At 69.8% G+C, this 13,559-nt stretch carries 10 protein-coding genes; 6 read left to right on the top strand and 4 right to left on the bottom strand.

Features of this window, described 5'->3' with window-relative positions; genetic code table 11:
* Positions 1-6: 6 nt before the first annotated feature.
* The 4 genes from pheT to rpmI all read right to left on the bottom strand — a co-directional run bounded on the left by pheT (position 7) and on the right by rpmI (position 4,352).
* Positions 7-2,469 carry a phenylalanine--tRNA ligase subunit beta gene (gene pheT, locus HLH21_RS11075; RefSeq protein WP_182943822.1) on the bottom strand — a complete coding sequence of 821 codons (2,463 nt, stop codon included), beginning with the start codon at positions 2,467-2,469 and terminating at the stop codon, positions 7-9.
* A gap of 3 nt (positions 2,470-2,472) precedes the next feature.
* A complete protein-coding gene (gene pheS / locus HLH21_RS11070) occupies positions 2,473-3,540 on the bottom strand; it encodes a phenylalanine--tRNA ligase subunit alpha (RefSeq protein ID WP_182943821.1) in 1,068 nt (355 codons plus the stop codon).
* Between the two features lie 231 nt (positions 3,541-3,771).
* On the bottom strand, positions 3,772-4,134 hold the full coding sequence (gene rplT, locus HLH21_RS11065) for a 50S ribosomal protein L20 (protein ID WP_182943820.1): 363 nt from the start codon (positions 4,132-4,134) through the stop codon (positions 3,772-3,774).
* 14 nt (positions 4,135-4,148) lie between these two features.
* Complete coding sequence (gene rpmI, locus HLH21_RS11060) at positions 4,149-4,352, bottom strand: 50S ribosomal protein L35 (protein ID WP_012554749.1); 204 nt, start codon at positions 4,350-4,352, stop codon at positions 4,149-4,151.
* A gap of 207 nt (positions 4,353-4,559) precedes the next feature.
* Between rpmI and HLH21_RS11055 the strand changes: the two genes are divergently transcribed.
* From HLH21_RS11055 to HLH21_RS11030, 6 genes are all read left to right on the top strand, one after another.
* Entirely contained in the window at positions 4,560-4,883 is a 324-nt protein-coding gene (locus tag HLH21_RS11055; RefSeq protein ID WP_182943819.1) for a hypothetical protein, read from the top strand.
* 106 nt (positions 4,884-4,989) lie between these two features.
* Positions 4,990-6,471 carry a mannitol dehydrogenase family protein gene (locus HLH21_RS11050; protein WP_182943818.1) on the top strand — a complete coding sequence of 494 codons (1,482 nt, stop codon included), beginning with the start codon at positions 4,990-4,992 and terminating at the stop codon, positions 6,469-6,471.
* Positions 6,472-6,721: 250 nt separating this feature from the next.
* Positions 6,722-9,109 (top strand): glucose/quinate/shikimate family membrane-bound PQQ-dependent dehydrogenase, encoded by a 2,388-nt coding sequence (locus tag HLH21_RS11045; RefSeq protein WP_182943817.1) that lies wholly within the window; start codon positions 6,722-6,724, stop codon positions 9,107-9,109.
* Positions 9,110-9,366: 257 nt separating this feature from the next.
* A complete protein-coding gene (locus tag HLH21_RS11040) occupies positions 9,367-10,695 on the top strand; it encodes a cytochrome c (protein WP_182943816.1) in 1,329 nt (442 codons plus the stop codon).
* A 33-nt stretch (positions 10,696-10,728) separates the two neighbouring features.
* The gene (locus tag HLH21_RS11035) at positions 10,729-11,202 is read left to right on the top strand and encodes a (2Fe-2S)-binding protein (RefSeq protein ID WP_182943815.1); all 474 of its coding nucleotides are present in this window, start codon (positions 10,729-10,731) and stop codon (positions 11,200-11,202) included.
* Positions 11,195-13,507: a xanthine dehydrogenase family protein molybdopterin-binding subunit gene (locus tag HLH21_RS11030; RefSeq protein ID WP_182943814.1), complete on the top strand. Its 2,313-nt coding sequence runs from the start codon at positions 11,195-11,197 to the stop codon at positions 13,505-13,507. The genes HLH21_RS11035 and HLH21_RS11030 overlap by 8 nt, the downstream gene beginning before the upstream one ends.
* Positions 13,508-13,559 lie beyond the last annotated feature (52 nt).

Genomic DNA, 13,559 nt, shown 5'->3' with positions numbered 1-13,559 from the left:
GCCGGATCAGCCGCGCAGCACCGCGCCGCAGGCGCGCGACACCGCCGCCACGATCCTGTCGGACACCGCCTCGATCTCGGCATCGGTCAGGCTGCGCTCGACGGGCTGCAGGACGATTTCGACACCCAGCGATTTATGGCCTTCCGGCACCTTGTCGCCTTCGTACACATCGAACAGGCGCACGCCGGAAATCAGGGTCCGTTCCGCCCCCCGGGCCGCGCGCAGCACCGCATCCGCCGCCACGTCACGGGCGACGACGAAGGCGAAGTCACGATGCACCGGCTGGAAGGGCGACAGGTCGGGCGCCGCGCGGCGGCGACGCTTGGGCTCGGCGATCGCGTCCAGGAACAGTTCAAACCCGACCACCGGCCGGTCCAGCCCGCGCCCGGCCAGCAAGGCCGGATGCATCTGCCCGAAATAGCCCAGCACGATCCGCGGCCCCTGCCGGATCACGCCCGACCGGCCCGGATGATAATGGCCCGGCGCATCCGCCGTGACCTGCACGCCCTCGATCGGCGCGCCCAGCGCCGCCAGCACGGCGAAGGCGTCGGCCTTGGCGTCCCACAGGCTGACCGGTTCGGCCGTGCGTCCGGGCAGGCGCGGGGTATGGCCGCTGTACAGCGCGGTCGCCACCTGCGTCTGCCCGTCGGCGGAAAAGCCCGGCCCGACCTCGAACAGCCCCAGGTCGGGATAGCCGCGCGCCGCGTTGCGCTCGACCGCCGACAGCAGGTTGACCATCGGCGTCGGCCGCATCTGGTCCAGGTCCGCCGCGATCGGGTTCAGCAGGCGCAGCGCCTCGGGCACCTCGCCGAACCGGGCGGCGGCGGCCTGCGCCACGAAGGAATAGCCCACCGTCTCCATCAGGCCGCGCGACGCCAGGACCCGCCGCGCGGTGGCCGCACGCACCTGGCGCGGGGCCAGGGCGGGCAGCGGCACCGCCGACAGCGCGGGCAGCGAGACCGGCGGAATGGAATCCAGCCCCCGCAGGCGCAGGATTTCCTCGATCAGGTCGCATTCCGCATCGACGGCCCGCGCGCCGTCCTCGGCCTTGCGCGCCCGCGCCGGATCCAGCCCCGGCGCCTGGTCCAGGACCATGGGCATGGCGATGTCGTTGCGCCAGGACGGCACGTCCAGCAGCACCTCGTCCGCGTCGCGCTGGCGCACGGCGAAGCCCAGGGCCTCCAGCGCCGTGACGGCCTCGTCGGCCGGAACATCCACCCCGCCCAGGCCGGCGACCCGCGCGAAGCGCAGCCGGGCCTCGCGCTGCCACGCCGGGGCCTCGCCGGCCGACACCACCTCGCTGGCCTCGCCGCCGCACAGTTCGATAATCATGCGGCTCGCCGCCTCCAGCGCCGCGACCGGCAGGGCCTGGTCCACCCCGCGCTCGAACCGGTGGCGGGCGTCGGAATGCAGGCTGTGACGACGGCCGCTGAGCGCGATCCGCACCGGGTCGAACAGCGCGCATTCCACGAACACGCTGGTCGTATCCGCGGTGACGCCGGTCGCCTCCCCGCCCATGATGCCGGCCAGGGACTGCACCCCGGCCACGTCGGCGATCACGCAATCCTCGGGCGAGACGACGATCTCCCGCCCGTCCAGCGCCTGGAACGCCTCGCCCGCGCCACGGCAGACCGTCAGCAGGTCGCCGGTCACGCGGTCGGCGTCGAAGACATGCAGCGGCCGCCCGAGGTCGTAGGCGAAGAAATTGGTGATATCGACCAGGGCGGAAATCGGCCGCAGCCCCACCGCCCGCAGGCGGTTCTGCAGCCACTCCGGGCTGGGCCCGTTACGCAGGCCGCGAATCGTCCGCCCCAGCACCCACGGGCAGGCTTCGGGAAACAGGTTGGCCCAGCCGATCGGCGAATCGAACGTGCCCTCGACCGTTTCCGCCAGCCAGGGCCGCAGGTGGCCGACTCCGGCGGCGGCCAGGTCGCGGGCGATGCCCCGCACCGCCAGCGCGTCGCCCCGGTTGGGCGTGACGGCAATTTCGATCACCGGGTCGTTCAGCCCGGCGAAATCGGCATAGGACTGGCCGGGAACGGTGTCGGCGGGCAGTTCGGCGATGCCGTCATGCGCCTCGCCCAGGCCCAGCTCGCGCAGCGAGCACAGCATGCCGCCGCTGGTCTCGCCCCGGATCGCCCCGGCCTTGATGGTGATCTCCAGCCCCGGAATCCACGTCCCCGGCGGGGCGAAGATCACGGCCAGGCCGGTGCGGGCGTTCGGCGCGCCGCACACCACCTGCACCGCCTCGAACCCCGGCCCGGCATCGACGCGGCAGACGCGCAGGCGGTCGGCGTTGGGGTGCTGCACGGCCTCGACGATGCGGGCGGTGCGGAAAGGCGCCAGCACAGCGCCCGGGTCTTCCAGACCTTCGACCTCCAGCCCGATCGTGTTCAGCTTCGCGCAGATCTCATCGAGCGTCGCCGTCGTGTCGAGGTGATCGCGCAGCCAGGACAGGGTGAACTTCATCGCTCAGAGACCTTCATGCAACAGGGCCGGTGACAGCGGGCTGGTGCCGTAATGGCGCAGCCAGCGCACGTCGCTCTCATAGAACGAGCGCAGGTCCGGAATGCCATGGCGCAGCATCGTCAGCCGTTCGATGCCCATCCCGAAGGCGAACCCCTGCCATTCGCGCGGGTCCAGGCCGCAGTTCGCCAGCACGCGCGGATGCACCATGCCCGAGCCCAGGACCTCCAGCCAGTCGCCGCCGCCGCCGATCTCGCCGCTCTTGCGCGACCAGCCGATATCGACCTCCATCGACGGTTCGGTGAACGGGAAATACGAGGCGCGGAACCGCACCGGCAGGTCGGGCTTGCCGAAGAAGGCGCGCAGGAAATCGGTCAGGCAGCCCTTGAGGTGCGCCAGCGTGATGCCCCGGTCGATCACCAGCCCCTCGCACTGATGGAACATCGGCGAATGGGTGGCGTCATGGTCGGCGCGATAGGTGCGGCCCGGCGCGATGATGCGGATCGGCGGCGCCTCGCCCAGCATGGTGCGGATCTGCACGCCCGACGTCTGGGTGCGGAGTACGCGCTCGCGCCCTTGGTCCTCAGCGGGTAGGTAGAACGTATCCTGGTCGGTACGGGCCGGATGATGGTCGGGCGTGTTCAGCGCCGAGAAATTGTGCCAGTCGGTCTCGATGTCCGGCCCTTCGGCCACGCGGAAGCCCATCGCGCCGAAGATGGCGGCCATTTCCTCCATCGTGCGGCTGATCGGGTGAATCATGCCCGCGCGCTCGGCCGGCGCCGGCAGGGTGACATCGACGCGCTCCGCCGCCAGGCGGGCGTTCAGGATCTCGGCCTCGATCGCCGCGCCACGCTCCTCGATCGCGCGCGACAGTTCGTCGCGCAGGCGGTTCACCGCGGCGCCGCGCAGCTTGCGCGCGTCGGGCGTCATCCGCCCCAGTTCCTTCAGCAGCGCGGTCAGGCGTCCGGACTTGCCCAGCGTTCCCACGCGGACGGCGTCCCATTCCCGCCGGTCGGCGGCCACGGCCAGGGCGGCCAGCGTCTCCTGCCGCAGGGTCTCGAGATCGTCGCTCATGGCACCTCGCTCGGGCTTCGGGACCGGCCGGGGCCGGTCATGCCGCATAATCGGTTCGTCGCAGATCGTCCGTCGCGCGGCGTGACGACAGGCGCAAATCCCCTCGCCGGGGTGATTTTACGCACGCGGCAGATACAGGCTCCGCCGCGCCGAATAAAGCCCCCAAATGCGAAACGGGCCACCCTTGTGGGGTGGCCCGTTCCGTAAAGCGCAGATCGCGTGGGGCGTCGCTCAGGCGGCGGCCAGCGCCGCCTGGGCCTTCTTGACGATCTCGGCGAAGGTGGCGGCATCGTCGAACGCGATGGCGGCCAGCACCTTGCGGTCGATCTCGATCCCGGCCTTGTCGAGGCCATAGATGAACTTGCTGTAGGTCAGCCCATGCTCGCGGACGGCCGCGTTGATGCGCTGGATCCACAGGGCGCGGAAATCGCGCTTCTTGTTCCGACGGTCGCGATAGGCATAGCGCAGGGCCTTTTCCAGGCGCTCCAGCGCGATGCGATAGTTGGTCGAGGACCGGCCGCGATAGCCCTTGGACTGATCGAGAACCTTCTTGTGACGGGCGTGGGTGGTCACACCCCGCTTTACACGTGCCATGTCTCAGGTGCTCCTTATGCCAGCCCGTAGGGGGCCCACTGCTTCACAGTGCGGCCATCCATTTCGGTCAACGTCTGCGAACCGCGGTTCGTGCGCTTCATCTTCTGCGAACGGTTGATAAGGCCGTGGCGCTTGTTGCCCGGCCCCGCCAGCACCTTGCCGGTCGCGGTGATCTTGAACCGCTTCTTGACCGACGACTTGGTCTTCATCTTGGGCATTTTCGTCTCCTTCATCTACAGGCTGCGGCCGCATCGCGGCACTCAGGCAGCGGTCACGGCCGGGCATGCCCATTCCAGGCCCGGACGCGCGAACAGGGGGCTGGCTATAGACAAGGCGCGCGGCGCGATCAAGCCCCTCGCGGCCCGAATCGCACCCCGCCGCGCCACAAGGTGGAAAATCGCGCCGAACCGCCCCATCTGTGCCCCATGACCCGACCCTTCGACGCCCGCGCGTTCCATTTCTCGCTCGCCGGCGACACGCCGCCCCCAGCCCTGCCGCCGCACCTGCGCGCCCTGTGGCACGACGCACGCGGCGAGTGGGGCCGCGCGCACGACCTCGTGGAGGACGGCGCGACACGCCCGGCCTGCCGCGTGCACGCCTACCTGCACCGGCGCGAGGGCGACGAGGCCAACGCGGCCTACTGGTACCGCCGCGCGGGGGAATCCCCCTGCCGCGAACCGCTGGACAGGGAACGCGACACGCTGATCCGCCGTTATCTGGCGGATCTGGAGGCCCTCCCCGGGATTTGACCGCCGACGATGCGGCGGACGGCAGCGTTGTGCAAAAACCCTCTCGAAGCCGCCGGGGAGAACGCGATAGAGCGTACCCATCCTTCCCTGTCAGGACAGTCCTTCCATGCCGGCTCTCGCCAATTCGACCCTCGGCCAGCTTCCCGCCCCGATCATCGTCCCGACCTATGACAGGGCCGCGATCCGCCCCGGCATCGCGCATATGAGCGTGGGGAATTTCCACCGCGCGCATCAGGCCGTCTATCTGGACCGCGTGCTGGCCATGCCAGGGAACGCCGAATGGGGCATCCTGGGCATCGGCATCATGGACGACGCGCGCGAACGCGCGAAGGCCGACGCCCTGCACGCGCAGGACGGGCTCTATACACTGACCGAATGCCCGGCCGACGCCCCCGACACCGTTCGCGTCATCGGCTCGATCGTGGACTATCTCCACGCCCCGGACGACCGGGCGGCGACGATCCGCCGCCTGGCCGACCCGGCGATCCGCATCGTCAGCATGACGGTCACCGAGGGCGGCTATTATGTGGACGAAGCCGGGCAGTTCCAACTGGACCACCCCACCATCGCCGAGGACCTGGCCCGCGACGTGCCCCACACCGTCTTCGGCCTGCTGACCGAGGCCCTGCGCCTGCGGCGCGACGGCGGCGTCGGCCCCTTCACCATCCTGTCCTGCGACAACCTGCCCCATAACGGCCACGTCGCCCGCACCGCCTTCCTCAGTTGGGCCCGCGCCCGCGACGCGGCCCTTGCCGACTGGATCGCCGCCCACGTCACCTTCCCGTGCACGATGGTGGACCGCATCACCCCCGCGGTCCGCGACGCCGACATCGCCCGGCTGGACGCCGCCAGCGGCGTGGACGACCGCGCCCCGGTGTTCTGCGAGGATTTCATCCAGTGGGTGGTCGAGGATTCGTTCTGCGCCGGCCGTCCGCCGCTCGAAGCCGCGGGCGTCCTGTTCACCAAGGACGTGGCGCCCTACGAGCAGGTCAAGCTGAGGATGCTCAACGCCTCGCATTCCATGCTCGGCCTGCCCGGCGTGCTGATGGGCTATCGCGTCGTCAGCGACATCATGCGCGACCCCGACGTCATCGAACTGCTCGAACGCTATCTCGGCTTCGATGCCGAACCGCTGCTCACGGCGCCGCCGGGCATGGAGCTGCATGAGTATGGCGCCCTGCTGCTGCGCCGCTTCCGCAACCAGGCGATCAGCGACCAGCTGCTGCGTATCGCCTCCGACAGCGCGTCGAAACTGCCGGTCTTCGTCAAGGACACCGCCACCGGCACGCTGGCGCGCGGGGGCAATCCGGTGCGGATCGCCTTCCTGCTGGCCTGCTTTGCCGAATATCTGCGCGGAACCGACGACAGCGGGGCCGCCTACACCGTGGCGGAACCCCATCTGACGCCCGACGATCTGGCGCTGGCCGGCGATGCCGATCCGGGCCGGGCGCTGGGCATGTCGGTGTTCGCCGGATGGGGGCTGGAGGATCATCCCGCCTTCGTCGCGCTGTTCGTCCGCCTGCGCCGCGCCATCCGCGCCGACGGCGTCCGCCCGACGCTGCGCGCGATCATCGCCCAGCCCGGCTGACGCCCGGAACCGAAAAGATCGCGAAATTGTGAACCGGTTGTCATCGGGCAGAAACATTGCGCCCCGCACGGCAACCCATTCCGCAACCCGAAAGTCATGTCCGGGGAAAAACGGAAACCCCCGCCGCCTCGCCGCCGGCCCCCGGCGGACGGGGAACGGACGCCGCCACCACACGTTAACTTGACCGTTCAAAAACTTATGGGCTTGTCACGCAGTTCGGATCGAATTTCCACAGCGAGTTGGGTTTTCAATGAACAGTTCACAAGGATTGCGGCCGATCGTCGCGATCACCGCAGGGGTCTGCGCCCTGATCGGGCTCTACCTGCTGGCCGGCGGCGTCTGGCTGACCGCGCTGGGCGGGTCGGCCTATTACGTCGTCGCCGGCCTCATGCTGCTGGTGACGGCCGGACTGCTGTTCCGGCGCCGGCAGGAGGCCCTGTGGGTCTATGCCGCCCTGCTGATCGGCACCATGATCTGGGCCGTGGCCGAGGTCGGGTTCGATTTCTGGGCCCTGGCTCCGCGTGGCGACATCCTGGTCCCGCTGGGGGTCTGGCTGCTGCTGCCCCCCGTCACCCGTGGGCTGGGCCCGGCAAGCCGGGCGGGCCTGCTGCCGCTGGCCGCGAGCGTCGGCGCGGCGGTCGTCGTGGTCGGGGCGGCCCTGGTGCAGGACCCGCAGGACATCGCAGGCAGCCTGCCGCAGGTCGCGCAGAACGCGCCCACGCCGGGCGACGCGGGCCAGATTCCCGACGAGGACTGGCAGGCCTATGGCCGCACCCAGTTCGGCGACCGGTTCAGCCCGCTCAAGCAGATCACGCCGGCCAATGTGCATGACCTGAAGGTCGCGTGGGTGTTCCGCACCGGCGACATGAAGGGGCCGCACGATCCGGGCGAATTCACCGACGAGGTGACGCCGATCAAGATCCGCGACACCGTCTACCTGTGCTCGCCGCACCAGATCCTGTTCGCGCTGGATGCCGCCACCGGCAAGCAGAAATGGAAATTCGATCCCAAGATCGCCTACAACCCGACCTTCCAGCACATGACCTGCCGCGGCGTCTCGTACCACGAGACCGCGGCCGACGCCCAGACGATCGACGGCGCCCAGGCCCCCGCCGAGTGCCCGCGCCGCATCTTCCTGCCCACCAATGACGGGCGCCTGTTCGCCGTGAACGCGGAAACCGGCGAGCGCTGCCACAGTTTCGGCGATGACGGCGCGGTCGACCTGAAGGCCGGCGAAGCCGTCCAGACCCCCGGTTTCTTCGAGGCGACGTCGCCCCCGGTCGTCACCGACAAGCTGGTCATCATCTCGGGCGCGGTGATGGACAACTACTCGACCCACGAGCCCTCGGGCGTCACGCGCGGCTTTGACGTCTATACCGGCCGGCTGGTCTGGGTGTTCGACGCCGGCAACCCCGACCCCAACGAAATGCCGTCCGACACGCACCATTTCGTCGGCAACTCGCCCAATTCCTGGATCGTGTCGTCCTACGATCCCAAGCTGAACCTGATCTTCATCCCCATGGGCGTGCAGACGCCCGACATCTGGGGCGGCAACCGCGGCGCGGACGCCGAACGCTTCGCCAGCGCGATCCTGGCGCTGAACGCCGACACCGGGAAGATGGCCTGGTCGTACCAGACCGTGCACCATGACCTGTGGGACATGGACATCCCGGCCCAGCCCAGCCTGGTGGACATCCGCACCGCCAGCGGCGACATCGTGCCCACGCTGTATGCCCCGGCCAAGACGGGCAACATCTTCGTCCTGGACCGCCGCACCGGCACCCCGGTCGTGCCCGCGCCGGAAACCCCGGTGCCGCAGGGCGCAGCCCCGGGCGATCACACCTCGCCCACCCAGCCGTTCTCGGAGCTGACCTTCCGGCCGAAGAAGAATCTGACGGACGCCGACATGTGGGGCGGCACGATGTTCGACCAGTTGATGTGCCGCATCATGTTCCATCAGCTCCGCTACGAGGGGCCGTTCACCCCGCCGTCGGTGCAGGGCACGCTGGTGTTCCCGGGCAATCTGGGCATGTTCGAATGGGGCGGCCTGGCCGTCGATCCGGTGCGGCAGATCGCTATCGCCAATCCGATCGCGATCCCGTTCGTGTCGCGCCTGATCCCGCGCGGGCCGAACAATCCGGCCAATCCCGACGCCTCGCAGCCCTCGGGGTCGGAAAGCGGCGTCCAGCCGCAGTTCGGCGTGCCCTTCGGCGTGACGCTCAGCCCGTTCCTGTCGCCGCTCGGCCTGCCGTGCAAGGAGCCGGGCTGGGGCTTCATGGCCGGGATCGACCTGAAGACCAACAAGATCACCTGGATGCACCGCAACGGCACGACCCGCGACAGCGCCCCGGTGCCGATCCCCTTCAAGGTCGGCATCCCGAGCCTGGGCGGACCGCTGACCACGGCAGGCGGCGTCGCGTTCCTGACCTCGACGGCGGATTACTACATCCGCGCCTACGACGTCACGACCGGCCAGCAGCTCTGGCAGGATCGCCTGCCCGCCGGCGGCCAGTCCACGCCGATGACCTACGCCGTGAACGGGCGCCAGTTCATCGTCACGGCCGACGGCGGCCACGGCTCGTTCGGCAGCAAGCTGGGCGACTACGTCGTCGCCTACGCCCTGCCCGAGGGGCACTGACCCTCTCCCCCCGGCCCGGCAACCACCGGGCCGGAACTACCAGGAATTTGAACAGGATAAGGGCCGGACTTCCGGCCCTTTTTCTATTCAGCCGGTTGCGCGCGCCCCTGCCCGGCCGTCATAACATGACACGGCTGGCATCCTGCCGGTGCCGGACCACCCCGCGCGCGCATCCCTTCCGAACCCGGACGCGATGTGGCGGCAGCGGACAAAAGAGGGGGTGACGACATGAATTTCCCGTTCCGCAGGGTCTGGTCGTGATCGGACGCATCGTCGCCGCCGTCGCCGGCATCGGGGTCGCCGGGGGCCTGGGCGTCCTGGCCTATGCCTGGCATCCGGCCATCGCCCCGATCGCGCCACCCGCCTCCACGGCTTTTTCCACCGCCAGCGTCGAACACGGCCGCGTCCTTGCCGCCGGCGGCTACTGCGCGGAATGCCACACCCGCCGCGACGGGCACGAGGGCGCGCCGCTGGCCGGCGACTACCTCATGGCGACGCCATTCGGCGCGATCTATTCCAGCAACATCACCCCCGACCCCGAAACCGGCATCGGGCGCTGGTCCCAGGCCGCCTTCGTCCGCGCCATGCGCCAGGGCGTGTCGCGCGACGGGTCGAACCTGTTCCCCGCCTTTCCGTTCGATCATTTCACCCATATGACCGATGGCGACATCGCCGACGTCTATGCGTTCCTGATGACCCGTCCGCCGGTCCATTCGGTCAAGCGCGCGAACACGGTGCCGTTCCCGCTGAATGTCCGCCTGCTGCAGGGCGGGTGGAAACTCCTGTTCCTGCATCCGGGCGCCTACCGTCCCGACCCGGCCCATGACGCCCAGTGGAATCGCGGCGCCTACCTGGCCGAGGGGCTGAGCCATTGCGGCGCCTGCCACACCCCGCGCAACGCCATGGGCGCCGAAAAGGCCGGCGCCGCCTATGACGGCGCGCCGGTCGATAACTGGATCGCCCCGCCGCTGAACGGCACGAACCCCACCCCCGCGGTGTGGACCGAGGACGAGTTCTTCCAGTACCTGCGCTACGGCGTGGCCCCGCTGCACGGCAGCGCCGCCGGGCCGATGTCGCCGGTCATCCATGGCGGGCTGAGCGAACTGCCCGAATCCGACGTCCGGGCGATCGCGGCCTACCTGGCCAGCCTGGACCAGGCCACCGGCCGCCAGGGCGGAGACGCCGCGCGTCTTGCCGCGGCGATGCGGACCTCGACCCGTGACCTGACCGGCCCGCAGACCGACCCCGACGCCCGGCTTTACGCCGGCGCCTGCGCCGCGTGCCATGCCAATACCGGGGCGACGCCGGTGCCGGGCCGCCCCGAACTGGCGCTGAACAACGCGCTGTGGCTGTCGGAACCGACCAACCTGTACCAGGTCGTGCTGCGCGGGATCAACGCGGGCGAAGGCCAGGCCGGCATAGCGATGCCCAGCTTCTACCACGCCCTGACCGATGCCGACCTGGCGCGCCTGGCCGCCTATCTGCGCCGCACGCGCACCACGCTGCCCCCCTGGACCGACCTGGAGCGCAAGGCCGCCGCCGTCCGGGCGACGCTGCCCGCGCCCCCGGTCGCCGCGTCCCATTGAGATGGCCATCGAGATGAAAGACGGAGCCCAGTCATGACGAGTTTTCGCCTCAACGGCCACGAGGTTTCCGTCGACGTTCCCGACGATACCCCCCTGCTGTGGGTCATCCGCGACGAGATCGGGCTGACCGGCACCAAGTTCGGCTGCGGCATCGGCATGTGCGGGGCCTGCACCGTCCATGTCGGCGGCCGCGCCACGCGGTCCTGCATCACGCCGGTCTCGGCCATCCAGGGGGCCGACATCACCACCATCGAGGGGCTGGACCCCGCCGGCGCGCATCCCGTGCAGGAAGCCTGGAAGGATCTTCAGGTTCCGCAATGCGGCTATTGCCAGTCGGGGCAGATCATGCAGGCCGCAAGCCTGCTGAAGGACTACCCGGCGCCGACCGACGAGGATATCGACGCGGTGATGGCCGGCAGCCTGTGCCGGTGCATGACCTATATCCGCATTCGCGACGCCATCAAGAAGGCCGCCTCGGCCATGCGGGGGGAACCGTCCAATGGGTAAGCTCGGCCGGATGCAGGCCTCGCCCGACCGCCTGTCGCGACGCGGCTTCCTGATGACCGCGGTGGGTGCCGGGGTCATGTTCGGCTTCCCCGCCGCCCGCGCGGCCGAACAGTTTCCCACAGCCGGCCTGCCGGGCGACGGCGCGTTCGAACCGACGATCTGGTGCGCCATCGCCCCCGACGGCGCCATCTCCGTCAACATCATCCGCGCCGAGATGGGGCAGCATATCGGCACCGCCCTGGCCCGCATCATCGCCGACGAGATGGACGCGGACTGGACCCGCGTGAAGATCAACTATGTCGACAGCGACCCGAAATGGGGCCTGATGGTCACCGGCGGCAGCTGGTCGGTCTGGATGACGTGGGACGTCTTCCGCCAGGCCGGCGCCGCCGCCCGCGTCGCCCTGACCGAGGCCGGGGCCCACCTGCTGGGCGTCCGCCCCGACCAGTGCACGACCCGCGACGGGGCCGTCGTCGCCGGCGCGAAAAACATCACCTACGGCGACATCGTCTCGCGCGGCCGCCCCACCCGCAGCTTCACCCCCGACGAAATGGCGAAGCTGCCGCTGAAACCGGCGACCGAGCGGCGGCTGGTCGGCAACGGGGCCCTCAAGGCGCTGGACATTCCCGCCAAGACCGACGGGACGGCGATCTACGGCATCGACGCCAAGGTCGAGGGCATGGTCTACGCCCGTCCGAAAATGCCGCCGACGCGCTATGGCGCGAAGATCCGCTCGGTCGATGACAGCGCCGCCCGGACGGTGAAGGGCTACCTGCGCCATATCGAGATCGACGATCCGTCGGGCACGGTCCAGGGCTGGGTCGTCGCCATCGCCACGTCCTACACCGCCGCGATCCGCGCCGCCGACCTGCTGAAGGTCGAATGGACCCCCGGCGAGACGGCGCACGTCTCGGAAAAGGAGGTGCTGGACCACGGCCGCGCGCAGATCGGCCGGCAGGACGGCGGGGTGTACGTGTTCAACGATGACGGCGTGGACGCGGCCTTCACCGCCGCCGCATCGACCATCGAGCGCGAATATACCTGCGCCTCGGTCATGCATTATCAGCTCGAACCCACCAATGCCCTGGCCTTCGAGAAGGACGGCATTTTCGAGATCCATGCCGGCAACCAGTGGCAGTCGCTGATCCTGCCGACGCTCGCCAAGGCGCTGGGCCGGCCGGAAGACAGGATCGTCCTGCGTACCTACCTGCTGGGCGGCGGGTTCGGCCGCCGCCTGAACGGCGACTACATGATCCCCGCGGCCCTGGCCTCGCAGGCGCTGGGCGGCAAGCCGGTGAAGCTGATCCTGACCCGGTCGGACGACATGCAGTTCGATTCCTTCCGCTCGCCTTCGGTGCAGCGGGTGCGGGTGGCCTTCGACAAGGCGCAGGCCATCACCGCCATGGACTACCAGGCCGCCGCCGGCTGGCCGACGCAGGTCATGGCCGCGGCCTTCATGTCCAAGGGCGTGGACGGCAAGCCGTACGACCAGTTCGCCATCGCGGGCGGCGACCATTGGTACGATGTCGGCGCCTTCCGCGTCCGTGCCCTGTCCAACGACCTGGCCAACCGGACCTTCCGGCCGGGCTGGCTGCGGTCGGTCAGTCCGGGCTGGACCAGTTGGGGCGTCGAGTCCGTCTGGGACGAGATCGCGCATCTGCACGGCAAGGACGCCGTCCAGTTCCGCCTGGACCATCTGACCGGCAAGGGCCGAAACGCCGGCCAGGCCCCCGATTCGGTCGGCGGCGCGCGGCGTCAGGCCGCCGTGGTCCGCCGCGCCGCCGAGAAGGCCGGCTGGGGCCAGCCCCTGCCGAAGGATACCGGGCTGGGCATCGCCACCACCTTCGGCCAGGAACGCGGCATGCCGACCTGGATCGCCTGCTGCGCCCTGGTACATGTCGATCGGGCGACCGGCATCGTGCACTGCCGCAAGCTGACGATCGTGGTCGATGCCGGCACCATCGTCGACCCCGACGGCGCCCGCGCCCAGACCGAGGGCGCGGCCCTGTGGGGCCTGAGCATGGCGCTGTTCGAGGGGTCGGAAATCGTCAACGGCCTGCCCCGCGACCGGAACCTGGACACGTACACGCCGCTGCGTATCGCCGACGTGCCCGAAATGGACATCGAATTCATCGCCAGCACCGAAAAGCCGACCGGCCTGGGCGAACCCGGCACGACGCCGATCGCACCGGCCATCGGCAATGCCATCTTCAACGCCGTGGGGGTGCGGATGCGCCATCTGCCGGTGCGGCCGGCGGACGTCCTGCGGGCGTTGACGCGGCACGACGACGCGGAATCGACATGACGGACGGGATGGGGCACACAGGTCCCATCCCTGACGCCACAGCCGCCGCAAA

This window comes from Gluconacetobacter johannae (assembly GCF_014174305.1).
Lineage (GTDB): Bacteria > Pseudomonadota > Alphaproteobacteria > Acetobacterales > Acetobacteraceae > Gluconacetobacter > Gluconacetobacter johannae.
This window is presented reverse-complemented; position numbering and strand designations above follow the sequence as displayed.